This window comes from Nonomuraea sp. NPDC049419 (genome assembly GCF_040676995.1).
GTDB lineage: Bacteria > Actinomycetota > Actinomycetes > Streptosporangiales > Streptosporangiaceae > Nonomuraea > Nonomuraea salmonea.
The window spans coordinates 507,560-529,299 of sequence record NZ_JBFAQB010000005.1 but is presented as its reverse complement, the minus strand read 5'-3'; the positions used below and the strand labels follow the sequence as shown (position 1 = coordinate 529,299).

Below are 21,740 nucleotides of genomic sequence, written 5' to 3'. Positions count from 1 at the left end.
TACATTCCGAACCCGGAAGTTAAGCTTCCCTGCGCCGATGGTACTGCACTCGGGAGGGTGTGGGAGAGTAGGTCACCGCCGGACAATCTTTAAGGAAAGGGTCTCAACACCATGTTTGGTGTTGGGGCCCTTTCCGCATGTCCGGACCCCTCTTTTTTCCGCATGACCCCCCTTTTCTTTCGGCATGGCCAGGGTTGGTTGTCGGATGGCGGGGGTTTTCCGGCGTGTTCCCGGTCTTGTTGGGGAGGTCGCGGTCTCGTCGTCTGTGCGGGGGTCTTCGGGGGTCGCTGTTTTTCGGGTGCGGGGTTTTGGAGGGCTGTGGTCTTTCGGGTGGCTGCTTGTCTTCGTCGGACGCCGGGGCTTCTTTGGTGGTGCTGGGTCTTGGGGCCGGCGGTGTTGGAGACGGCTTGGGGTGGCGGGTTAGTTGGTGATGTCGTGATAATGCTCGAATGGCCGGGGTTTGGGTGAAGGTGGTGGGGCTGCTTTTTGGGGCGGTGGGGTTGGTTCTGCCCTTAGCGGTGGCTGGTGAGGTGAGGGCGGCCGATGCTGGTGGGGAGCGGGGGCCGGTGAGTACGGGTCCAGTGGCGTCGGTGGGTGTGGGGGTGGAAGGCCAGGCGGTGTTGCGGGTTGGGGATGCTTGGGTGGGGTTAGGGAAGAAGGCGGCGGCGCGGCAACTGGTGGTGGGGCGGCGGCGGGTTGTTGAGAGGCCGAAAGTGCCGGCCAAGGCTATTTCGAAGCGGCTTGACCGGTATCTTGCTGGGCGGGTCGGGCGGGTTGCGGTGATGGTCAAGGAACTGGGTGCTGGGCGTAGTTATCGGTATCACGCGGGTGAGCGGATGATCACCGCCAGTGTGGCCAAGGTGCAGATACTTCTCGGGGTGTTGCTCAGAACCAGCTGGAAGGCGTTGCCGGCCGGGGTGCGGCGGGATGCTGAGCGGATGATCCGGTACAGCGACAACCATGCGGCCGATCGGTTGTGGGAGCGGATCGGCGGGGTGTCGGGGTTCGATGCGGTGGGCAGGAAGTTCGGGCTGCGGGAGACGCGGGGGGTGGCGGGGACGTGCGTGGATCTGTACTGCTGGGGGATCACTCCGACGTCCGTCGACGATCAGGTGCGGCTCATGGGGGCGCTGGTCTCCAAGAAGGGGCCGCTTAGGGAGGAGGATCGCGCGCGGGTGCTGAGCCTTATGGGCGCCGTTGTGGACGGGCAGAACTGGGGGGTCAGTGCGGCCGCGTGCCGTGGGGAGCGGGTGGTGCTGAAGAACGGCTGGCTCAAGCGGGTGTCCAACAAGCGCTGGGCCACGGCCAGCGTCGGGCTCATCAGGAGCGACGGGCGGGACTTCGCGATCGCGGTGCTCAGCGAGGGCAGTCCTCAGGTGGAGTACGGCATAGCGACCGTCGAAGGCGTCGCCGAGCGCGTCATGCGGGCTTTTCGGAACTGCCCGGGGTGACGGGACTGCCCGGGCTGACGGGCTGCGGGGCCGGGAGCGCTGTGCGAGGACCTCGAAGGTGCCCAGAAGGCAATGGGTATCGGGCGCGCTGCGCGATGTCCCGGACCTTCCCGGGGTGATGGGTATCGGGGCGCCCTGTGTGGGGTCCTCGGAGATGTCCCGGGGTGATGGGTATCGGGGTGCGCTGTGCGGGGTTCTCGGAGGTGCCCGGGATGATGGGTTATCGCTGTCAGGTGAGGGTTTTTGAGGTGGCCGGGGTGACGAGGCGGTAGCCGACGCCGCGGACCGTTTGGATGAGCTGGTCGTCCTCGTCGCCCAGGCGCGCTCGCAAACGTTTGACGTGGACCGCGATGGTGTTCGTCGAGGTGTTGGCCGCGGCGTGCCAGACGTGGCGCATGATCTGCTCGCGGGTGACCGTGCGGTCGGCGTTGCGCATGAGGTACTGCAGCAGCTCGAACTCGCGTAGCGGCAGGTGGACGGCGCGGCCGGCGACGCGTACCTGGTAGGCGTGGACGTCCAGCTCGACGCCGCCGACGGTGAGCACCTTGCGCGACTCGGGGGAGCTGGCCTGGATGAACGGCAGCAGTTCCGGCACCCGGTAGGGCCGGGCCACGCAGGCGGCGGCGCCGGCCGCGAGCGCGCGTACGGCCTGCTCGGCATGCCCCTCTCCGACGCCGAGCAGGACGGGTACGGTGCGCGCGAGGCGTACGGCGCGGACGAAGTCGACCGGGTCGATGACCGGCAGCGTGGCCGCGACGAGCACCACGTCCGGCTGCAGGGCTCCGGCCTGCAGCAGCCCTTGGGCGCCGTCGGGCGCCCCGGTGACGGCCACGCCCTCGCGTTCGAGGGCGGTGGCGACGTCGTCCACCACGGAGCCGTCGGGGTCGGCGATGAGCAGTACGGGCTTGGCCCTCGTGTCCCCGTTCATCGTGGGCGCCGCCTGCTGGTGGGTCATCAGCCGAAGCGCCCCGTGATGTAGTCCTCGGTGGCCTTCTGTGAGGGGTTGGTGAACATGCGGGACGTCTCGTCCATCTCGATGACCTTGCCGGGCTTGCCCTGTTCGGCGAGGTTGAAGAAGGCGGTACGGTCGCTGACCCGGGCGGCCTGCTGCATGTTGTGGGTGACGATGACGATCGTGTACTGGTCCTTCAGCTTGGCCATGAGGTCCTCGATGGCCAGCGTGGAGATCGGGTCGAGCGCGGAGCACGGCTCGTCCATGAGCAGGACCTCGGGCTGGACGGCGATCGCGCGGGCGATGCAGAGCCGCTGCTGCTGGCCGCCGGACAGGCCGGCGCCGGGCTTGTTGAGGCGGTCCTTGACCTCGTTCCAGAGGTTGGCGCCCTTGAGCGACTCCTCCACGATGGCGTCGGTCTCGGACTTGCTGACGCGGCGGTTGAGGCGGAGCCCGGCGGCCACGTTCTCGTAGATCGACATCGTGGGGAACGGGTTCGGGCGCTGGAAGACCATGCCGATCATGCGGCGGACGGAGACGGGCTCGACGGTGGGGGCGTAGAGGTCCTCGCCGTCGAGCAGCACCTTGCCCTCCACGCGTGCGCCGGGGATGACCTCGTGCATGCGGTTGAGCGTGCGCAGGAACGTCGACTTGCCGCAGCCGGACGGGCCGATGAACGCGGTGATCGACCGCGGCTCGATGGTCATCGACACGTCTTCGATCGCCTTGTGCGACCCGTAGTACGCGTCGAGGCCCGACACCTGGATCTGCTTGGACATTGTGGTGGTTACCCCCTATCGGCCCTTGGCGGGCGCACGCCACCAGGCGATGAGACGCGCCACCAGGTTGAGCAGCATGACGATCAGAATCAGCGTGAGGGCTCCGGTCCACGCCCGGTCGATGGCGGTGTCGTTGGGACGGGCCGCCTGGTCGAAGACGAAGAGGGGAAGGCCCATCTGCGGCCCGTTGAACGGGTCGTTGTTGATGGAGTTGGTGAAGAACACCGTCATCAGCAGCGGCGCGGTCTCGCCTGCGACGCGGGCCACGGCCAGCATGACGCCGGTGACGATGCCGGTGAACGCGGTCGGCAGCACGACCTTGACGATGGTGCGCCACTTGGGGACGCCCAGCGCGTACGAGGCCTCGCGCAGGTCGCCCGGCACCAGGCGCAGCATCTCCTCGGCGGACCTGACGACGGTCGGCATCATCAGGATGGACAGGGCGAGCGCACCCGCCCAGCCGGAGTAGGGGAAGCCGAGGAACAGGATCCAGAACGCGAGGACGAACAGGCCGGCGACGACCGAGGGGATGCCGGTCATGACGTCCACGAAGAAGCTGATGGCCCGGCTGAGGCGGCCGCCCTGGCCGTACTCGACGAGGTAGATGGCGGTGAACAGGCCGATGGGGACCGAGATGACGGAGGCGAGCAGGACCTGTTCGAGGGTGCCGACGATGGCGTGGTACGCGCCGCCGCCAGCGTCCCTGGCCCCGATGCCGTTCATGGAGTGGGTGAGGAACTCCAGGTCGAACCGGGCCAGGCCGTTGGAGATGACCAGCCACAGCACGGAGACGAGCGGCACGACGGCCAGCGCGAACGCCAGGTAGACCAGGCCCTGGACGACCCGGTCCTTGATGCGGCGGCCGGTGGAGATGTGTTGGATCGAGGTCATGCGCCGGCCCTCGCGTACTCCTTGCGGCGGTTGATGACCACGCGCGCGCCCATGTTGACCAGCAACGTGATGAGGAACAGCACCAGGCCGGACGCGATCAGCGCGCCCCTGCCGATCTCGGTGGCCTCGCCGAAGCCGTTGGCGATGTTGGCGGCGATGCTGTTGGCGTGCGGGGTGAGGATCTCGAAGGTGATGTCGAACGTGGCAGGGAAGATCAGCGCGACCGCGATGGTCTCGCCCATGGCGCGGCCGAGGCCGAGCATGGCGGCGCTGATGACGCCGGGGCGGCCGAACGGCAGGACGGCCATCCTGATCATCTCCCAGCGGGTCGCGCCGAGCGCGAGCGCCGCCTCCTCGTTCATCTTGGGCGCCTGGAGGAACACCTCGCGCGAGATGGCCGCGATGATCGGCAGGATCATGATGGCCAGCACGATGCCGCCGGCGAGCATGGTCTTGCCGCCGATCACGCCCTCGCCGGCGAACAGCGGGAACCAGCCGAGGTGCTCGTTGAGCCACTGCGACGGCGTCCGCATGAGCGGCACCAGGAACGCCAGGCCCCAGAGGCCGTAGACGACGCTGGGGACCGCGGCGAGCAGGTCGATGAGGTAGCCGAGCGGCGCGGCGAGCCTGCGGGGGGCGTAGTGCGAGATGAACAGTGCCACGCCGACGGCGATCGGGGTGGCGATGACCAGGGCGAGCGCGGAGCTGAGCACGGTGCCGAAGGCCAGCGCGGCGATGCCGAACGTCTGCTGGCCGTTGGGGTCCCAGGTCAGCTCCGTGAGGAAGGACGCCTTGTTCGCCTGGAGCGCCGGGATGGCCTCGCCGATGAGGAACACGGCGATGGCCGCCATGATCCCCAGCAGGACGACGCCGGCGGCGGTGGAGACGAAGCGGAAGGGGCCTTCACCGAGGCTGCGCCGCGAGGCGGACCGGCTGGTGTCCGGTCCGCCCTCACGGGTACGTACGTCGGTCGACATCGGCTGCCTAGGAGATGGCCTCGACGGCGGTCCTGACCTTGGTCAGCAGCTCGCCCGAGAGAGGGGCGTAGCCCAGCTCCTTCAGCGCCGCCTGGCCCTCGTCGCTGGCGGTGTAGGTGAGGAAGCTCTTGACGATCTGCTGCTGGTCGGCCGGCAGGCCCTTCTCGCAGGTGATCTCGTACGTCACCAGGACGATCGGGTAGGCGCCCGGGGTCTTGGTGGCGTAGTCGATGGACAGAGCGAGGTCGTTGCCGGTGCCCTTGACCTCGGCGGTCTCGACGGTCTTGGCCGCGCTCTCCGGGGTGAGCTCGACGTACTCGCCGGCGCCGTTGGCGATCTTGGCCTTCTGCAGCGAGGAGTTCTCGGCGTAGGAGAGCTCGACGTAGCTGATCGCGCCCTCGGAGTCCTTCACGCTGGCGGCGATCTGGTCGGAGCCCTTGGCGCCCTGGCCCTTGGCCTCGGCGGGCCAGGCCTTGCCCGGCTCGTACGGCCAGTCGCCGGTGGCCTTGAGGAACTTGGTGAAGTTGTCGCTGGTGCCCGACTCGTCCGAGCGGTGGACGGCCTGGATGGGCGTGGACGGGAGCTGGGCGCTCGGGTTCTCGGCCTTGATGGCCGGGTCGTCCCACTTGGTGATCTTGCTGTTGAAGATCCCCACAAGCGTCTTCGGCGACAGCTGCAGGCCGTCCACGCCGGGGAGGTTGTAGACAACCGCGACCGGGCCGGTGACCATCGGGATGTTGATGGCCTTGCCGGTCTTGCAGCGGGCGTCGGCCTGGGCGGGCTCGTCGTCCTTCAAAGCCGAGTCGGAGCCGGCGAAGGCGACCGTGCCCTGAATGAACGCCTGCACGCCCGCGCCGGAGCCGCTGGGCTGGTAGTTCAGGGTCACACCAGGGTTCGTGGCCGTGAAGTTCTTCGTCCACTCGGTGATCGCGTTGGCCTGGGCAGAGGAGCCTGCGGCGTTGATCGAGCCACTCAGACCGTTGTCGTTGCCCGCGGCGGGCGCGGCGGCGGTCGCGGAGGTCGTGCCGCTGCCCGAGGGGTTGTTGTTGTCTGTGCCGCACGCAGCGAGCGAGAGCGCGCCGACGACGGCGACGGCGGCGAGCCGGCCTGCATACTTCACGGTTGGGTTCCTCCCACTTGATCCTTAGTCGCCATGAAGCTATGCAGCGAAGGTGACTCGCCTCCCGAGAGCGGATGAACGGACGGTGAACGCTGCGGGTCGGTGTGCTGCACCGATTCACCGTCAGGTGCCTCTTGGTGAACGGCTCACCACGGATCATTGGTGAGAATGGAGGCATGACGTATCGCGTGGTCGTGGTGTGCATGGGGAACATCTGCCGGTCTCCGATGGCGGAGGTGGTGCTGCGCAAGGTGCTCGCGGACCGCGGCCTCGGCGCGCAGGTCGTGGTCGACTCCGCCGGCACCGGCGGGTGGCACGTGGGCGATCCGATGGACGAGCGGGCGCTGGAGATCCTCACCCTGCGCGGCTACGACGGGTCGGCGCACCGGGCCAGGCAGTTCACCAAGGACTGGTTCGACCGGTACGACCTGGTGCTCGCCATGGACCGGGACAATCTGTCCAATCTGCGGCGGCTGGCGCCTGCCGGGGTGGAGGTGCGGTTGTTCCGGTCGTTCGATCCCGCCGCGCCTGACGGGGCGGAGGTGCCTGATCCGTACTACGGGGGGCGTGAGGGGTTCGAGGAGGTGCTGGAGCTGGTCGAGTCGGCCGCTGAGGGCGTCGCCAAGCACATCGCCGATGAGATTCGCTGAGGAGCTCGGCACGTCGCACGGGCGGCGGCTGCGGCGGGGCGTGCTGGACGACGGGCGGGCGGTGTTCGTCAAGAGCGGGCCCGCCTCCGAGGTGCTGGTGTCGGAGGCCGCCGGGCTGCGCTGGCTGGGCGAGGTCGCCGCGGTGCCCGAGGTGATCGAGGCCGAGCCTGATCGGCTCGTGCTGGCCTGGGTGCGCGAGGAGCGGCCCGATCGGGCGGCGGCCGAGCGGTTCGGGCGCATGTTGGCGCGGATGCATCGGGCGGGGGCCGAGCGGTTCGGGGCTCCGTGGCCCGGGTTCATCGCCGAGTTGCCGATGGACAACGCGGACGCCCCTGACTGGGCGACGTTCTACGGGGAGCGGCGGGTGCTGCCGTTCCTGCGGGAGGCGCGGTTGCCCGCCTCGGACGTCGCGCTGGTCGAGCGGGCCGTGGCGCGGCTGCCGGAGGTGGCGGGGCCGGTCGAGCCGCCTGCCCGGATCCATGGGGATCTGTGGAGCGGGAACGTGCTGTGGTCGGGCGGGCAGGGGATGCTGATCGATCCGGCGGCGCACGGCGGGCATCGCGAGACGGATCTCGCGATGCTCGATCTGTTCGGGCTGCCGCAGCTCGATCGGGTGCTGGGGGCTTACCGGGAGGAATGGCCGCTCGCCGAGGGGTGGCGGGAGCGGGTGCCGGTGCATCAGCTGCATCCACTGCTCGTCCATGTGGTGTTGTACGGGGGCGGTTATCGGGACAGCCTGATGGCGGCGGTGCGGCGGGTGCTCTCGCTCTAAGGAGTCCTTCTGCGGCGGTACGCGCGTTGCTGGCAGGCGCGGGAGCAGTAGACGCGGGGGCGGCCCGATGGGGCGGGGTCCAGCTTGTCGCCGCACTCGGCACATGTTTCGTCACGCTTTTCGTCACGTTCTTGGATGAGGGCTTCGATGCCGTCGAGGATGCGGCGCAGGCCGAACTCGAAGGAGTCCTCGGGGGCGTCCCAGCCGCCCGTCTCCCAGAGGCGGGTGATCGTGGGGTAGGCGGGGAGGCGTTCGTACAGGGAGTCTCTGGCGCCCCACCACTCCTCCTCGGACACGCCGCTGCTGCGCTCCTCGCGCAGGGTCTCGACGAGGCTCAGCGCCTCGGCGTCCATGAAGCGGCCGACCAGGTTGACGGCGGCGATCACTTCGCGGGGGTGGAGCGGGGTGCCGGTGAGGGTGCTCAGCATGCGGTCGAAGAGCGCCACCGCGTTCGGGCCCGGGACGTTGCGCGTGCCTCTGACCTCGGCGAGCCACGGGTGGCGGCGGCGGCAGCGCCAGCCCTGCCTGATCATGGCCTCGAGTCTCGGGCGCCAGCCCGCGCCGGACGGCTCTTCGGCGGGCTCTTCATTCAGGTGCTCGCCGATGGCGGCGTCGCGCATCAGGGCGACGAGCTGGTCGCGGCCTGGCACGTGGCGGTAGAGGGACATCGTGGTGAAGCCGAGCCGGTCGGCGACCTTGCGCATCGACAGGCCGTCGAGCCCTTCGGCGTCGGCCAGCTCGATGCCCGCCCGCACGATCCGGTCGAGGCTCAGCCCGGCGCGCGGCGCGCTCTCGTCGTCCCTGTCGCGCCACAACAATTCGACACCGTCGTCCATGGGTCTAGTTTATGGTGTACAAATCTGTGTACGGCATAAACGACAGCGGAGGTGACCCATGGAACAGATTCACGTCTCGCCCGCCGGCGACGACTCCTGGCCCGGCTCGCAGGACCGGCCGTTCGCCACGCTCGAACGCGCCCGCGCGGCGGCCCGCGAGGCGGGCGGGAAGGCGGTCGTGCACCTGCGGGGCGGTGTTCACGTGCTGACCCGCCCGTTCGAGCTGGGGGCCGACGACTCGGGGACGGTCTATCAGGCGGCCGGCTACGGCGCCCCCGAGCAGGAGGAGCCCGTCATCAGCGGCGGGCGGGAGATCACCGGCTGGCGGGTGCGCGACGACGGGGTCTGGCTGGCCGAGGTCGGCGACCTCGACACCCGTCAGCTCTACGTGAACGGCCGGCGGGCCCCGCGCGCCGCCGTCCCCGGCCTGCCCGGCACGGTCACGGCGACCGAGACCGGCTACGTCACCGACAGCTCTGAGCCGCTGAGCTGGCAGAACGTCGAGTTCGTGCACCGCGGCGTCTACCCGTGGACTGAGGCCAGGCTCCAGGTGGCCGGCATCGCGCGTGCGGGCGGCTCCACCGTGATCACCATGGCGCGGCCCGGGTACGAGTGGGCGTACGCGCTCTACCAGTCCGTCTATGAGGGCAACGCCTCCATCGGCCCCGGCCTGCCCACGTCCGTCGAGAACGACCCGAGCTTCCTGCGCGAGCCGGGCACCTTCGTGCTCGACCGGGCGCGGCCGGGCGCGCACGTGCTGATGTACCTGCCGCTGCCGGGGGAGGAGCCGGCGTCCGCGCGGGTGGTCGCGCCGGTGCTGGAGACGCTGGTACGGCTGGCGGGTGCGCGCGAGGTGGCCCTGCGCGGGCTGGTGTTCGCCGAGGCCACGTGGCTGCGGCCGGGGCGGCCCGAGGGGTTCGTGCACTATCACGGCAGCGGGTTCTACGAGGGCGGGCCGGTGGAGCGGGCCGAGCTGGGCGAGGGATCGTACGTGACGTATCCGTTGAGTTCCGTCACGGTTCCGGCGTGCGTGCAGATCGAGGACGCCGACGGCGTCGAGGTCACGGGGTGCCGCTTCACCCGGCTCGGGGCCACCGGGCTCAGCGTCAGCGGGGGCGACGGCGTCGCCGTACGGCGGTGCGCCTTCGACACGCTGGCCGGCGGCGGCGTCACCGTGACCGGCACCCGGAGCGCCGCGATCGAGGACAACCGGGTGCGCGGGACCGGGCTGGAGCTCAGCGGGTCGCCCGGCATCGCCATCTCCGGCACCCGGGGCTGCGTCGTCGCGCACAACGAGGTCACCGACGTGCCCCACTGCGGCATCGTGGCAGGCGCCGGCGAGGGCACCCACATCCTGCACAACCTGACCGCCCGCACCCTGCAGGTGCTGGCCGACGGTGGCGGCGTCTACCTGTCGGGGCCGCAGGGCGACTCGGCGGACACCGGGGCCGTCGTCCGGGGCAACGTCATCAAGGACACGGTGACGCCGTACAACTTCGGGCTCTACACCGACTACGGCGCCAGCTGGGTGCTCGTCGAGGAGAACGTCGTCATGCGGGCCGACAACACGGCCGTGCTGCACGTCGGGCCGCCGCTGGAGAACGTCACCTACCGGGGCAACTTCTGGGACGCCGACCCGGTGGGGCACGACGATCCGCCGAGCGGGGTGACGTACGAGGGGAACGTCACGATCGCCGACGAAGGCGCGCTGACCGCCGCGACCCAGGCCATCCAGGACAGGGCGGGCGTCAGGTCCTGACCGTGGTGCCGTTGAGGCGGTCGATGACCTCGGCGTGCAGGTGACCGTTCGTGCAGACGAGGCTGCCGCCCTCGAGGCCCTTGACGCCGGCGACGTCGGTCCAGACGCCGCCGGCCTCCTCGACGATCACGGTGAGCGCCGCCATGTCCCACGGCGACAGCTCCGGCTCGGCCGACAGGTCGACCGAGCCCTCCGCGACCATCATGTGCGACCAGAAGTCGCCGTACGCGCGGGTCCGCCAGCAGGCGCGGCTCAGGTCGAGGAAGTTGTCCAGCTTGCCGGTCTTCTCCCAGCCGCCGAAGCTCGAGTACGAGAACGACGCGTCCTCCAGGGAGGAGACCGAGGACACCTGCATGCGGGACGCCTTGGTCAGGCTCCTGCCCGTCCACGCCCCGCCCTCGGTCGCGGCCCACCAGCGGCGGCCCAGCGCGGGGGCCGACACCAGGCCGACGACGACCTTGCCGTACTCCATGAGCGCGATCAGGGTCGCCCAGACGGGCACGCCGCGTACGTAGTTCTTGGTGCCGTCGATGGGGTCGATGATCCACGAGCGGGCGCCCCAGCCGGTCTTCCCGAACTCCTCGCCGACCACCGCGTCACGCGGCCTGGCACGGCGCAGCGTGCCCCTGATGGCCTCCTCCACCGCGCGGTCGGCGTCGCTGACCGGCGTCAGATCGGGCTTGGTCTCGACCTTGAGGTCGACCGCCTTGAACCGCCGCATGGTCAGGTCATCGGCGGCGTCCGCCATGACATGCGCGAGGCGAAGATCATCGTTATAACCCTGCACGGTCGCCCACGCTACCGCGTCGGCCATACGGACATCAGTTACCAACGCCCCTTTTCTGGTAACTCTGCTTCCAGTTACTGACCAGTAGCATGTCTCGCATGTCGCAAGATGTCGGTGAGCTTCTGCTGGGGTCGGTCCCGTTCGCCCGGACGCTGGGCATCGTCTTCGAGTCGGTGGGGGACGGGCGGGCGGTCTGCCGCGTCCCTGAGCGGGCCGACCTGGCCAACCACGTCGGCGGGCCGCACGCCGGGGTGCTCTTCACGCTCGCCGAGTCGGCGTCGGGGGCCGCCGTGCTGTCCGTCTTCGGCGACCAGCTCGTACGTGCGGTGCCGCTGCCCACCACGGCGACCATCGCCTTTCGCAAGCTCGCCCTGGGCGAGATCAGGGCCGAGGCCCGGTTGACGGTCTCCCGCGAGGACGTCCTGGCGCGGCTGGACGCGGGGGAACGGCCGGAGTTCGACGTGACGGTGGACCTGACGAACCCGGACGGCACCGTCGTCACCACCTTCACCGTGACCTGGACCCTCCGCCCCACCCGCGTGTGACGGTCCGCCGGAACGGCGGGCGCCGTCAGGAGGGCGAGTGGCCGCGGCGGGTGCGGTTGTGGGGCGCGGCCGGGGCGTCGGCGGGACCGGCGGCCGGGCGCTCGCGGCGGGTGCGGTTGTGGGGCCAGGCTGGGGTGTCGGCGGGTTCGGCGGCCGGGGTGCTCGCGGCGGGCGCGATCGCGGAGGTCGGTGGTCGGTGGTCGCGGTCAGGGTGTGTCGCCGGTTCCTCGCGGACGCGTCCAGGGGTGCACGGCGGTGGTCGTGGCCAGGGGTGGGACAGACCCTGCCGGGAAGCGCTTCCCTCCATCATCCCTGTCAGGTGGTGTCGGCGGGTTCTTCCGCGGGGCGGGGGTCGTCGGCGGTGCCTTCGCGGCTCCACAGGAGGCGGCGCAACGACTCCAGGCGGGCGGGGTCGGCGTTGCCGGCCGCCGCCCAGGCGTCGAGGGCGCAGCCCTCGCCCAGGTGGGTGCAGCCCTTCGGGCAGTCGACGGTGCCCTCAACCAGGTCGGGGAAGGCCGCGAGCACCGTCTCCACGGACACGTGGGCCAGGCCGAAGCTGCGTACGCCGGGCGTGTCGATGATCCAGCCGCCCTCGGGCAGCTCAAGGGCGACGGCCGAGGTGGAGGTGTGGCGGCCGCGGCCGGTGACGGCGTTGACCTGGGAGACGGCCCGGTTGGCGTCGGGCACCAGAGCGTTGACCAGGGTGGACTTGCCCACCCCCGAGTGCCCGACCAGGACGCTGATGCGCCCGGCCAGGTGGTCGCGCAGCTCGTCGAGCGAGCCGCCCTTGTGCACGACGACGTGCGGCACGCCCAGAGGCTCGTAGAGGGCCACCAGCTCGTCGGGCGGGGCGAGATCGGACTTGGTGAGGCAGAGCAGGGTGTCGATCTCGGCGTCGAACGCCGCCACGAGGATGCGGTCGATCATGCGCGGCCTGGGCGGCGGGTCGGCCAGGGCGGTCACGATGACGAGCTGGTCGGCGTTGGCCACCACCGGGCGCTCGATGCCGTCGGTGTCCTCGACGTCGTCGGCCGAGCGGCGCAGCATCGACGTGCGGGGCTCGACCCGCACCACGCGGGCCAGCGTGTCGGGTTTGCCGGACACGTCGCCCACCAGCGCGACCCTGTCGCCCACGACGATGCCCTTGCGGCCCAGCTCGCGTGCCTTCATGGCGACCACGAGCCGGCGCTGCGGCGGCTTGCGCTTCTGCGCCGAGCCCTTGGGGCGCTCCGGCTCGACCAGCGTGGTGTAGCGGCCACGGTCGACGGCCACCACGAACCCTTCGACGGCGTCCTCGTGCGCAGGACGGATCCGGGTCCGCGGCCTGGAGCCCTTGCCCGGCCGGACCCTGACGTCGTCCTCGTCGTACTCCCGCTTCCTCAGCGGTCCGCTCCCATACGCTCGCTCCTCGTTGCTGCTGCTGACCGTGGGCAGACGTCCCACGCCCTGACGGGTTCCGTGTGCCGACCGGCCATTTCCGGTGTCATCGGTGTGCCGTGGGTCCGCGCTCGGACGGCCGCAACACGGATCCGCCGGGCGGCAGGGTCATATGGGGAGCCGAAGCCGGTGGTGGGACCGTGCTCCGGCCGTGAGTCGTCGCCCATGATCGGGCGGGTGGTGTCGTGCTGCTGGATCTCATGGTCGTGCGCATGGTCGGCGCATGGTCGTGCGGGGGGCGGCGCGTTCTCACGTGTCACCCTTTTCCGACGTGCCCGGCGCTTCACCGGTGAAACCCGTCATACCGCCGAGGCGAAGGTCTGCCCAGCTCATCGCGATTCCAGCAGCGCCGTCCACATCTGGACGAACTCCGGCAGGGTCTTGGCGGTGGTCGCGATGTTCTCCACCTCGACGCCCGGCACCGCGAGGCCGATCACCGCGCCGGCGGTGGCCATGCGGTGGTCGTCGTAGCTGTGGAAGACGCCGCCGTGGAGCTGCCGGGGCCGGATGAGCAGGCCGTCGTCGGTCTCCTCGGCGTCGCCGCCCAGGCGGTTGATCTCGGTGGCCAGCGCGGCCAGGCGGTCGGTCTCGTGGCCGCGCAGGTGGCTCACACCCCTGATGCGGCTCGGCGTGCCGGCCAGCGCGGCGAGCGCGGCGATCGTGGGGGTCAGCTCCCCCACCTCGTGAAGGTCGGCGTCGAGGCCGGTGACCTGGCCGCTGCCGGTGACCACGAGGTCGTCGCCCGAGCGGGTGACCGTGGCGCCCATGGCGGTGAGCAGGCCGCGCAGCGCGTCGCCCGGCTGGGTGGTGCGCTCAGGCCAGCCAGGGATCGTCACCCTGCCGCCCGTGACCAGGGCCGCCGCCAGGAACGGGGCCGCGTTGGACAGGTCGGGCTCGACCGTCACGTCTCTGGCGGCGATGGGCCCCGGCTCCACCCGCCACACATCGCGCTCGTGGTCGTCGACCGTGACGCCCGCCGCTCTGAGCATCTCGACCGTCATCTCGATGTGCGGCTGCGACGGCACCGGCGGGCCGACGTGGCGGATCGTGACGCCCTTCTCGTAGCGCGCGGCGGTCAGCAGCAGCCCCGAGACGAACTGCGACGAACCGGACGCGTCGAGCGTCACCTCGCCGCCCGCCGGCGGCCCACTGATGGTGAACGGCAGCGCGTCGTTGTCGATGCGGGCTCCGAGCGAGCGCAGCGCGTCGAGGATGGGCCCCATCGGGCGCTTGCGCGCATGGGGGTCGCCGTCGAACGAGACGGGCCCGTCGGCCAGCGCCGCCATCGGCGGCACGAACCGCATCACCGTGCCGGCCAGGCCGGCGTCGATGCGGGCGCCGCCGCGGATCGGGCCCGGCGTCACCGCCCAGTCGACCCCCGCCGAGGTCTCACTCACGGCCTCCAGCGTGGTGCCCAGCGCGCGCAGGGCCGCCACCATGAGGTCGGCGTCGCGGCTGCGCAGGGCCTGCCGGACGACTCCTGGACCGTCGGCGAGCGCGGCCAGCAGGAGCGCGCGGTTGGTCACCGACTTGGAGCCGGGCAGCGGGACGGTGGCGGCGACGGGAGCCGTCGCCGTCGGTGCGGGCCAGTGCGGAGCGGGCGTGGCGGCGGGCGTGGTGGCGGGCATGGTCAAAGAGTACTGGCCGTCGGCGGCGGGGGTCACAGCCTGTGGATGACGGCTGCCGTACGGTCGCTCCCTGTGGATGGACGTACCGAAGAGATGGCAGTGTGGGGGCATGTGCGGTAGATACGCCTCGGCGCGCAAGAAGCACGAGCTCCTCGAGGAGTTCCAGGTCGAGCAGGACGGCGCCCCCGACAAGGAGCTCGGCGCCGACTACAACGTCGCGCCCACCAAGAACGTCTACGCCGTGCTGAGCCGGGTGCCCAAGGAGGCCGCGCGGGCGGTACGGCAGCTCAGGATCGTCAAGTGGGGCCTGGTGCCGGCCTGGGCCAAGGACCCGTCGATCGGCTCCCGGCTGATCAACGCCAGGGCCGAGACGCTGGCCGAGAAGCCGTCCTATCGTCAGGCTTTCGCCAAGCGCAGGTGCCTGCTGCCGGCCGACGGCTACTTCGAGTGGATGCCGGTCGAGGGAGAAAAGAAGAAGAAGCAGCCGTACTTCATCCATCCGGCCGACGGCGGGGTGCTGGCCATGGCCGGCCTGTACGAGTTCTGGAAGGACCCGTCCAGGGACGACGACGACCCGCTCAAGTGGCTGGTGACCTGCACCGTCATCACCACGGACGCCGAGGACCAGCTCGGCCGCATCCACGACAGGATGCCCATGATGATCGACAGGGACCACTGGGCGGAGTGGCTCGACCCCAAGCTCACCGACACCACCCAGGCGGGGCGGCTGCTGGTGCCCGCCGAGCCGGGACGGCTCACCGCGTACGCGGTCTCCACGGACGTCAACAACGTCCGGAACAACGGCCCCGACCTCATCAAACCCCTCCCGGAGGAGGAGGAAACCGCGCTTTTCTGAAGGTGTAAAAAGCTCGGCAAGTGGGCATCCGGTGAGGAAAGCGATGCAACCGTTCACTCGGTGTCACCGCCAACATTGCCCCTTGATCACACCGGGCGGGACATCCGGGGAGTCCTGACCGCGGGTTTGCCCCCTTCTTACCCGGAGGTGCGGATTCGTGGACGTCACGACCGCTCGTGAGCGGCTGGAAGAAATGCTCGCCGACCTCGATCGCTCGATCGGGGTCCTGCGCGGCGAGCCCGTCGGAGTGCGCGACCGCTCGGCCGCCGACGCCGGCTCCGACCTGACCGACGCGGACCGGGCCCAGGCCATGCTGACCGTGGCCAACAGCCAGCGGCAGGCGATCGTCGAGGCGATCAGGCGCATCGACGAGGGCGCGTACGGCCGGTGCGTCGACTGCGCCAAGCCGGTGCCTGAGGGCAGGCTGGAGGCCCGCCCCGAGGCCGCGCGCTGCGTGCCCTGCCAGGGTAAGCGCGAACGCCGCCGCTGACCGGCGAGAAGGAGGGCGCACTCGCCGGACACGAAGAACGGCGAGGTGTGGCTCACTTCTTACGGGCGCTGGCCACCAGGTGGATGCCGACGGTGTCGTCGTCGTCGGGGTGGGCTTCGAGCTCGGTGCGCACGAGGTAGTTGAGCGCCCGCGCGTCGGAGCCGAGCACGTGGTCGACCGTGGAAGGCGACAGCACCGTGCGGGGCCGCATCCACTCGATCTCCAGGCCGGCGCCCTGGAGCAGCTCACGCAGCTGCGTGCTGCTGAAGCAGCGGGTGATGCTGCCGTCGGGCCACGGCACGAGCATGACCTCGCCGGTCTGCCGCAGGTGCTGCCACTGCTCCTGCTCGGCCAGGATCGCCATGCCGAGCACCAGGGAGTCGACGCACACCAGGGCGCGCCCGCCGGGCTTGAGCACCCTGGCCACGTCGTTCATGGCGGACTCGGCCATGAGCTCGATCGACATCACGCGCTCTTCGGCGAGCACGGCGTCGACGCTCTCGTCGGGCAGGAACGCCAGATCGTCGGCGCGCACGTGGCGTACGCGGTCGGCGTCGCGCAGCCGCGACTGCCCGTCGACGGTACGGCGGAAGTCGAGCACCTCGATCACCCGGTGTCCGGCTCTGGCGGCCTGGCCTGACCATCGCCCGCGCCCGCCCGACAGGTCGAGGATGACGGAGGGCTGGGCGGGGAGCCATCGGTTGAGTTGTTCGGCGGCGACGGCGCGGTAGAAGGTCCAGTACGGCCCGAGCGTCCCTGAGCCGTTCAGTTCCTCGGCCGGAATGGGCAGCACACGCGACTCCTGGGTTCCGGAAAAAGGGCTACCAGCCGGTACGTATGACGTTCCCCGCACCGGGTCCTTCGTACCTTCTATCTTGCGGGAACAGACAAGGGCGCGGGCGTGTTGCGACGAGCATGCTCACATTGGCACACCCCCAGCCCGCTGACCGGGTGGTCGCGAGCCAGCGGGTATCCTCCCCTGAGTACGGTGTACCGCCACAGCCGGCCACCGGTGATCTTAGGGGGGTGGGTCCGGTGCCCGCGACAGGCGCGGAGACGCTGGAGCAGCGAAGCGAGCGATTCGAGCGCGACGTCATGCCGTATCTCGAGCAGCTCTACTCCGCCGCGCTCCGGATGACCCGAAATCCCGCGGACGCGGAGGACCTGCTGCAGGAGACCTTCGCCAAGGCGTTCGCGTCGTTCCACCAGTTCCAGCAGGGCACGAACCTGAAGGCGTGGCTCTACCGGATCCTCACCAACACCTTCATCAACAGCTATCGCAAGAAGCAGCGGGAGCCGAGGCAGTCCGGCACCGAGGAGATCGAGGACTGGCAGCTGGCTCGGGCCGAGTCCCACACCTCGAGTGGCCTGAAGTCCGCCGAGGTCGAGGCGCTGGAGCACCTGCCCGACGGTGACATCAAGCAGGCGCTGGCGGCTCTGCCGGAGGAGTTCAGGATCGCGGTCTACCTGGCCGACGTCGAAGGCTTCCCCTATAAGGAGATCGCCGACATCATGGGCACTCCCATCGGCACCGTGATGTCGAGGCTGCACAGGGGACGCAGGCAGCTGCGGGGCCTCCTTGAGGACTACGCCCGCGAGCGTGGCCTGGTCCCGTCGGAGGGATCGAAATGAGCTGTGGCAAGCCGCACGACACCGACTGTCGTGAAGTGCTCGACAAGGTCTACGCCTACCTCGACGGCGAGCTGACGGAGGGGGACGTCGCCGACATCAAGGTGCATCTTGACGAGTGCAGCCCGTGCCTCAAGGAATACGACCTGGACAAGGCGATCAAGGCGCTGGTCCACAAGCACTGCGGCTGCGATCCGGTCCCGGCCGACCTGCGCTCCAAGGTGCTCGATCGCATCGCGCAAGTGAGGTCGGAGCTGGCCGACTAAGATTCACTTCATGCGCGTGTTGGTCACCGGTGGTGCCGGGTTCATCGGATCGAATCTCGTCGATCGCCTGCTGGCCGACGGCCATGAGGTCGATGTGGTCGACGATCTGTCGTCCGGCAGTCGCGACAATCTGGCCGGGGCCGCGGCCGCCGACCGGTTCCGGCTGCACGAGATGGACATCCGCGACCGCGCGCTCGTGGAGCTGATGACCGAGCTGCAGCCGGAGGTGGTCTGCCACCTGGCCGCGCAGATCAGCGTGCGCAAGAGCGTGGCCGACCCGGCGCACGACGCCAGGCTCAACGTCGAGGGCACGGCCGCGGTGCTGGCCGCGGCCCACGAGGGGCGCACGCGCAAGGTGGTGTTCGCCTCGTCGGTGGCCGTCTACGGGCGTCCTGCCACGATCCCGGTGCCGGGTGACGCGGCGACCGATCCGCGCTCGCCGTACGCGGCCTCGAAGCTGAGCGGCGAGATCTACCTCGCCACGTTCAAGGCTCTTTACGGCCTCGAATACACCACGCTGGTGCTGTCCAACGTCTACGGCCCCCGCCAGGCGCCCGAGGGCGAGGCGGGCGTGGTCTCCATCTTCACCGACGCGCTGCTCACCGGCCGGCCCACGGTCGTCTTCGGCGACGGCACCCAGACCCGCGACTACGTCTACGTCGAAGACGTGGTCGACGGCTTCGTGCGGGCGTGCGGGCCCGAGGGCAACGGCCGCCGCTTCAACCTCGGCACCGGCATCCAGACCACTGACCGCCGCCTGCACTCGCTCATCGCCGACGCCGCGGGCGCCCAGGACAAGCCAGGCTTCGCGCCGCCGCGCCCCGGCGACCTGCCCGCGATGGCGGTCGACCCGGTGCCGGCCCACGAGGGGCTCGGCTGGCAGCCCAGGGTCGACCTGGCGACCGGGGTGAAGAAGACGGTCGAGTGGGCCGCCACGCGTCGCGGCAAGTAGTGACTTGATTACGCTTTGCTTGCGATTTCCGACTCTCCCCATGCGGCCACCCCGTCTTCTGTAGCGTGAATCCCACAAGTCGACGTGGAGGCATGTGGATGTCGAAGGTTACGGTCGCCCGGCTGCTCACCGCCCTCGTGCTGATCGCCCCTGTGGTCGTGCTCATGAGCGGCGGCGTGGTGCCACCTGGGGTGTCCTGGACCTGATAACTATGGGGGGCCGCCATGCGTGATCTGCCGTGGCCCGCAAGGGTCTATCTGGTCGCCGTGATCGGTGCGGCGGCCGCTCTCATTGTTCGCGGCGTGATCGTGTCCGGCGCGCCCGTGGCCACGGAGGACCTTGACATCCTCCTGGTGCTCGCCCTGCTGTTCCTGGTCTGCGAGTCGATGCCGACGCTGCTCAACATGGAGCAGACCGCCGTGTCCGTCAGCTTCTCCGCCTCGCTGGCGGCCGTGGTGCTGATCGGGCCGGAGGGGGCGGCGCTGGTCGGCCTGACCGCGATGGTCAGCGTCCGGCCTGGCCTGCCGCTGGTCAAGCGGCTGTTCAACGGCGCGCAGTTCGCCATCTGCGGCTACACCGCGGGGCGGGTCTACGAGGCGCTCGACGGCCGGGTCGGCGTGCCCGACGTCAACGCCTTCGACGACCTCATCGGCCCGTACGTCGCCGCCACCGCCGTCTTCGTGCCGCTCAACATCGCACTCACGCTCACCATGATCGGGCTGGCCACGCACGTGCGGGCCACCGAGATGCCGCGCCGGGGCATGGCCCAGTTCCTGCTGTCCTACCTGGGCTACGGCACGTTCGGGCTGCTCGTGGCCGGGCTGTGGGCCACGGTGGCGTCGATCTCGGCGGTGCTGGTGCTGGTGCCGCTGTTCGTGGCGCGGTGGGCGTTCGGGCAGTATCACGCACAGCAGCGCTCGTACGACGCCACGATCGCCGCGCTCTGCCAGGCCGTCGAGACCAAGGACTACTACACCCGCGGTCACTGCACGCGCGTGTCGCACGCCTCGTCCATGATCGCGCAGGAGATCGGCATGGGCCACGAGCGGGTGCGAGCCATCCGCTACGCCGGCATGCTGCACGACGTCGGCAAGCTCGGCGTGCCCACCAAGGTGCTGCAGAAGGACGGGCCGCTGACCGAGGAGGAGTTCGCCGCGATCCAGCTCCACCCGATGCGGGGGCTGGAGATCGTGCGCGGCATCGGCTTCCTCGACGAGGCGTACGCCGGGATCATGCACCACCACGAGCGCCACGACGGCACCGGCTACCCCATGGGCCTGGCGGGCGACGAGATCCCCGAGTTCGCCAAGGTCATCGCGGTGGCCGACGCGTTCGACTCGATGACCTCCGACCGCTCCTACCGGGGGGCGCGGCCGGTGCCGGTGGCGCTCGACGAGCTGCGCAGGAGCGCGGGCACGCACTTCGACCCCGTCATGGTGGCGGCGTTCATCCGCGCGCTGGAGCGTGAGCCGTGGCAGCCGCCGCGCCGGGTCGACCCGCCGCCCCCCGAGGTCGCCGAGACGCAGATCAAGGACCACGACGACCCGACCATGCCCATCCAGGTCGTGACCGGGCCATGATCACCACCGAACGCGTCAGGCCGCGGGACCGCTCGCTGCACAAGGTCCTGCGCAGGCTCGACTCGGGGCAGCTGCTGCTCATCTGCGCGGCCGGGCTGGTCGCGCTGACCGGCGTGGCGTACACCGCGGCTCAAGGGCTGGACAAGCCGGAGATCGCGGTCGGGTTCGGCGCGCTGATCGCGGTCGGCGAGCTGGCCAGGCTGACCATGCCGGGCAACAGGGAGGTGGCGCCCATCGGCGCCGCCGCCGCGCTGGGCTACACGCTGCTGCTCGACCTCAGCCAGAACCAGCTGCGCCACTCGGCGCTGCAGGTCGTGGCGGTGATCGCGGTGGGCATGCTGGCGGGGGCGCTGCCGCACCTCGCCGTGGGCCGGCCGCCCCGCCTCGACGCGATGGCGCGCCGGCTGCTCACCGGCGCGCTGCTGGCCTTCGCGTTCCGGCCGCTCGCCGACCCGCTCTTCCACCTCACCAAGCCGCCCACGAGCACCTGGTGGCCGGCGCTCGCGGTGATGGTGACGCTCATCACGATCACGCTGCTCATCGACGTGCTGATCGCCGCGCTGCTGCGGGCCGAGCAGGTGCGCACCGCGTTCAGGGTGGCCGTGCGCGACGAGCTCAACATGGCCTTTCCGCTGGGCGCCGCCGTGGGCTCGTCGGGCGTGCTGCTCGCGCTCGCCACGCACAGCATGGACCTGGTGGCGCTGCTGGTGTTCGCCGCGCCGCTGCTGGTCACGCAGGTGGCCTTCCGGAAGTACGCCGGCATCCGCGCCACCTACCTGCAGACCGTGCGCGCCCTGTCCAGGGTCACCGAGGTCGGCGGCTACGTCGAGCCGGGCCACTCGCGCCGGGTCAGCCGCCTGGCCGTGGCCGTCGGCAGGGAGCTGGGCATGGCCGAGCCTGAGCTGCTGGAGCTGGAGTACGCCGCGCTCATGCACGACATCGGCCAGCTCTCGCTGCGCGACCCCATCCCGGGCGGCGCGACCGTGCTGACCGAGCCCGAGCAGGCCCGCCGCATCGCCGAGCTGGGCGCCGAGGTCATCAGGCAGACCGGCGTGCTCGACCGGGTGGCCGAGGTGGTCAGCAGGCAGTGCGACGCGATCGCCGACGACCCGCCGCTGTCGAGCCGCATCATCAAGGTCGCCAACGCCTACGACGACCTGGTGGGGCCCTCGACCGACCGCGACAGGAGCGGGGCGGCGCTGGAGCGCATCCGCCTGTCGGCGGGGAGCGCGTACGATGCTCATGCGGTGGAGGCGCTGGCTCGCGTGATCGACCGCGGCCGGATCTAGCGTCTATAGCCGCGCGTACGCCGCGGGGGTTTCCGGGCGTTCACTTTTGTGGGGTTCCTACAGATCGCGCTGGCTGGATCGGTGGTTTCGGGGG

22 protein-coding genes and 1 rRNA gene are annotated in these 21,740 nt (G+C 70.3%); 13 read left to right on the top strand and 10 right to left on the bottom strand.

The window, feature by feature from the left end; translation table 11 throughout:
- Both rrf and AB0K12_RS19675 read left to right on the top strand, forming a co-directional pair.
- A 5S ribosomal RNA gene (rrf, locus tag AB0K12_RS19680) occupies positions 1-84 on the top strand; the annotation flags it as partial.
- A gap of 365 nt (positions 85-449) precedes the next feature.
- The gene (locus AB0K12_RS19675; RefSeq protein WP_364562677.1) at positions 450-1,451 is read left to right on the top strand and encodes a serine hydrolase; all 1,002 of its coding nucleotides are present in this window, start codon (positions 450-452) and stop codon (positions 1,449-1,451) included.
- Positions 1,452-1,680: 229 nt separating this feature from the next.
- On the opposite strand, the gene AB0K12_RS19670 is transcribed toward AB0K12_RS19675, so the two are convergent.
- Genes AB0K12_RS19670 through pstS form a run of 5 tightly spaced genes read right to left on the bottom strand, consistent with a single transcriptional unit; the run spans position 1,681 to position 6,170 of the window.
- Positions 1,681-2,406: a response regulator transcription factor gene (locus AB0K12_RS19670; RefSeq protein ID WP_364562674.1), complete on the bottom strand. Its 726-nt coding sequence runs from the start codon at positions 2,404-2,406 to the stop codon at positions 1,681-1,683.
- On the bottom strand, positions 2,406-3,182 hold the full coding sequence (gene pstB, locus AB0K12_RS19665; protein WP_364562672.1) for a phosphate ABC transporter ATP-binding protein PstB: 777 nt from the start codon (positions 3,180-3,182) through the stop codon (positions 2,406-2,408). Before pstB ends, AB0K12_RS19670 begins: the two co-directional genes overlap by 1 nt.
- A gap of 15 nt (positions 3,183-3,197) precedes the next feature.
- Positions 3,198-4,073 carry a phosphate ABC transporter permease PstA gene (gene pstA / locus AB0K12_RS19660; RefSeq protein WP_364562669.1) on the bottom strand — a complete coding sequence of 292 codons (876 nt, stop codon included), beginning with the start codon at positions 4,071-4,073 and terminating at the stop codon, positions 3,198-3,200.
- Entirely contained in the window at positions 4,070-5,050 is a 981-nt protein-coding gene (gene pstC / locus AB0K12_RS19655) for a phosphate ABC transporter permease subunit PstC (RefSeq protein WP_364562667.1), read from the bottom strand. Before pstC ends, pstA begins: the two co-directional genes overlap by 4 nt.
- Positions 5,051-5,057: 7 nt before the next feature.
- Entirely contained in the window at positions 5,058-6,170 is a 1,113-nt protein-coding gene (gene pstS, locus AB0K12_RS19650; protein WP_364562664.1) for a phosphate ABC transporter substrate-binding protein PstS, read from the bottom strand.
- A gap of 176 nt (positions 6,171-6,346) precedes the next feature.
- On the opposite strand from pstS, the gene AB0K12_RS19645 reads away from it, so the two are divergent.
- Both AB0K12_RS19645 and AB0K12_RS19640 read left to right on the top strand, forming a co-directional pair.
- Positions 6,347-6,820 carry a low molecular weight protein-tyrosine-phosphatase gene (locus AB0K12_RS19645; RefSeq protein ID WP_364562661.1) on the top strand — a complete coding sequence of 158 codons (474 nt, stop codon included), beginning with the start codon at positions 6,347-6,349 and terminating at the stop codon, positions 6,818-6,820.
- Positions 6,807-7,592 carry a fructosamine kinase family protein gene (locus AB0K12_RS19640; protein WP_364562658.1) on the top strand — a complete coding sequence of 262 codons (786 nt, stop codon included), beginning with the start codon at positions 6,807-6,809 and terminating at the stop codon, positions 7,590-7,592. The genes AB0K12_RS19645 and AB0K12_RS19640 overlap by 14 nt, the downstream gene beginning before the upstream one ends.
- Here AB0K12_RS19640 and AB0K12_RS19635 read toward each other — a convergent pair.
- Entirely contained in the window at positions 7,589-8,428 is an 840-nt protein-coding gene (locus tag AB0K12_RS19635; protein ID WP_364562655.1) for a TetR/AcrR family transcriptional regulator, read from the bottom strand. The genes AB0K12_RS19640 and AB0K12_RS19635 overlap by 4 nt on opposite strands.
- 58 nt (positions 8,429-8,486) lie before the next feature.
- Between AB0K12_RS19635 and AB0K12_RS19630 the strand changes: the two genes are divergently transcribed.
- Positions 8,487-10,187 carry a right-handed parallel beta-helix repeat-containing protein gene (locus AB0K12_RS19630; protein ID WP_364562652.1) on the top strand — a complete coding sequence of 567 codons (1,701 nt, stop codon included), beginning with the start codon at positions 8,487-8,489 and terminating at the stop codon, positions 10,185-10,187.
- Here AB0K12_RS19630 and hisN read toward each other — a convergent pair.
- Positions 10,177-10,974 (bottom strand): histidinol-phosphatase, encoded by a 798-nt coding sequence (gene hisN / locus AB0K12_RS19625; protein WP_364562716.1) that lies wholly within the window; start codon positions 10,972-10,974, stop codon positions 10,177-10,179. The two genes, AB0K12_RS19630 and hisN, sit on opposite strands and share 11 nt — an antisense overlap.
- Positions 10,975-11,063: 89 nt before the next feature.
- Here hisN and AB0K12_RS19620 point away from each other — a divergent pair, with 89 nt between their 5' ends.
- Complete coding sequence (locus tag AB0K12_RS19620; protein WP_364562649.1) at positions 11,064-11,519, top strand: DUF4442 domain-containing protein; 456 nt, start codon at positions 11,064-11,066, stop codon at positions 11,517-11,519.
- Positions 11,520-11,834: 315 nt separating this feature from the next.
- Here AB0K12_RS19620 and rsgA read toward each other — a convergent pair whose 3' ends face one another.
- Both rsgA and aroA read right to left on the bottom strand, forming a co-directional pair.
- Positions 11,835-12,902: a ribosome small subunit-dependent GTPase A gene (rsgA, locus tag AB0K12_RS19615; protein WP_364562713.1), complete on the bottom strand. Its 1,068-nt coding sequence runs from the start codon at positions 12,900-12,902 to the stop codon at positions 11,835-11,837.
- A gap of 383 nt (positions 12,903-13,285) precedes the next feature.
- Positions 13,286-14,584: a 3-phosphoshikimate 1-carboxyvinyltransferase gene (gene aroA / locus AB0K12_RS19610; RefSeq protein ID WP_364562646.1), complete on the bottom strand. Its 1,299-nt coding sequence runs from the start codon at positions 14,582-14,584 to the stop codon at positions 13,286-13,288.
- 109 nt (positions 14,585-14,693) lie between these two features.
- Here aroA and AB0K12_RS19605 point away from each other — a divergent pair, with 109 nt between their 5' ends.
- Positions 14,694-15,440, top strand: coding sequence for an SOS response-associated peptidase (locus AB0K12_RS19605; RefSeq protein ID WP_364562643.1), 747 nt, complete (start codon positions 14,694-14,696; stop codon positions 15,438-15,440).
- A 157-nt stretch (positions 15,441-15,597) separates the two neighbouring features.
- Positions 15,598-15,930, top strand: a complete 333-nt coding sequence (locus tag AB0K12_RS19600; protein WP_345389631.1) for a TraR/DksA C4-type zinc finger protein — start codon at positions 15,598-15,600, stop codon at positions 15,928-15,930.
- A gap of 52 nt (positions 15,931-15,982) precedes the next feature.
- Here AB0K12_RS19600 and AB0K12_RS19595 read toward each other — a convergent pair whose 3' ends face one another.
- Entirely contained in the window at positions 15,983-16,723 is a 741-nt protein-coding gene (locus AB0K12_RS19595) for a methyltransferase domain-containing protein (protein WP_364562640.1), read from the bottom strand.
- A 233-nt stretch (positions 16,724-16,956) separates the two neighbouring features.
- Here AB0K12_RS19595 and AB0K12_RS19590 point away from each other — a divergent pair, with 233 nt between their 5' ends.
- The 5 genes from AB0K12_RS19590 to AB0K12_RS19570 all read left to right on the top strand — a co-directional run bounded on the left by AB0K12_RS19590 (position 16,957) and on the right by AB0K12_RS19570 (position 21,646).
- Complete coding sequence (locus AB0K12_RS19590) at positions 16,957-17,562, top strand: sigma-70 family RNA polymerase sigma factor (protein WP_345389625.1); 606 nt, start codon at positions 16,957-16,959, stop codon at positions 17,560-17,562.
- The gene (rsrA, locus tag AB0K12_RS19585; protein ID WP_345389622.1) at positions 17,559-17,825 is read left to right on the top strand and encodes a mycothiol system anti-sigma-R factor; all 267 of its coding nucleotides are present in this window, start codon (positions 17,559-17,561) and stop codon (positions 17,823-17,825) included. The genes AB0K12_RS19590 and rsrA overlap by 4 nt, the downstream gene beginning before the upstream one ends.
- Before the next feature lie 10 nt (positions 17,826-17,835).
- On the top strand, positions 17,836-18,777 hold the full coding sequence (locus AB0K12_RS19580) for an NAD-dependent epimerase/dehydratase family protein (protein ID WP_364562635.1): 942 nt from the start codon (positions 17,836-17,838) through the stop codon (positions 18,775-18,777).
- A 224-nt stretch (positions 18,778-19,001) separates the two neighbouring features.
- A complete protein-coding gene (locus AB0K12_RS19575; protein ID WP_355414767.1) occupies positions 19,002-20,357 on the top strand; it encodes an HD-GYP domain-containing protein in 1,356 nt (451 codons plus the stop codon).
- A complete protein-coding gene (locus AB0K12_RS19570; RefSeq protein ID WP_364562631.1) occupies positions 20,354-21,646 on the top strand; it encodes an HD domain-containing phosphohydrolase in 1,293 nt (430 codons plus the stop codon). The genes AB0K12_RS19575 and AB0K12_RS19570 overlap by 4 nt, the downstream gene beginning before the upstream one ends.
- Positions 21,647-21,740 lie beyond the last annotated feature (94 nt).

Bases quoted from the DNA above. Each gene is read 5' to 3' on its own strand.
- aroA (WP_364562646.1), bottom strand. From the start codon at position 14,584: ATGCCCGCCACCACGCCCGCCGCCACGCCCGCTCCGCACTGGCCCGCA.
- AB0K12_RS19630 (WP_364562652.1), top strand. From the start codon at position 8,487: ATGGAACAGATTCACGTCTCGCCCGCCGGCGACGACTCCTGGCCCGGC.
- pstB (WP_364562672.1), bottom strand. From the start codon at position 3,182: ATGTCCAAGCAGATCCAGGTGTCGGGCCTCGACGCGTACTACGGGTCG.
- AB0K12_RS19605 (WP_364562643.1), top strand. From the start codon at position 14,694: ATGTGCGGTAGATACGCCTCGGCGCGCAAGAAGCACGAGCTCCTCGAG.
- AB0K12_RS19670 (WP_364562674.1), bottom strand. From the start codon at position 2,406: ATGACCCACCAGCAGGCGGCGCCCACGATGAACGGGGACACGAGGGCC.
- rsrA (WP_345389622.1), top strand. From the start codon at position 17,559: ATGAGCTGTGGCAAGCCGCACGACACCGACTGTCGTGAAGTGCTCGAC.
- AB0K12_RS19580 (WP_364562635.1), top strand. From the start codon at position 17,836: ATGCGCGTGTTGGTCACCGGTGGTGCCGGGTTCATCGGATCGAATCTC.
- AB0K12_RS19640 (WP_364562658.1), top strand. From the start codon at position 6,807: ATGAGATTCGCTGAGGAGCTCGGCACGTCGCACGGGCGGCGGCTGCGG.
- AB0K12_RS19570 (WP_364562631.1), top strand. From the start codon at position 20,354: ATGATCACCACCGAACGCGTCAGGCCGCGGGACCGCTCGCTGCACAAG.
- AB0K12_RS19675 (WP_364562677.1), top strand. From the start codon at position 450: ATGGCCGGGGTTTGGGTGAAGGTGGTGGGGCTGCTTTTTGGGGCGGTG.
- AB0K12_RS19575 (WP_355414767.1), top strand. From the start codon at position 19,002: ATGCGTGATCTGCCGTGGCCCGCAAGGGTCTATCTGGTCGCCGTGATC.
- AB0K12_RS19635 (WP_364562655.1), bottom strand. From the start codon at position 8,428: ATGGACGACGGTGTCGAATTGTTGTGGCGCGACAGGGACGACGAGAGC.
- AB0K12_RS19645 (WP_364562661.1), top strand. From the start codon at position 6,347: ATGACGTATCGCGTGGTCGTGGTGTGCATGGGGAACATCTGCCGGTCT.
- pstC (WP_364562667.1), bottom strand. From the start codon at position 5,050: ATGTCGACCGACGTACGTACCCGTGAGGGCGGACCGGACACCAGCCGG.
- pstA (WP_364562669.1), bottom strand. From the start codon at position 4,073: ATGACCTCGATCCAACACATCTCCACCGGCCGCCGCATCAAGGACCGG.
- AB0K12_RS19620 (WP_364562649.1), top strand. From the start codon at position 11,064: ATGTCTCGCATGTCGCAAGATGTCGGTGAGCTTCTGCTGGGGTCGGTC.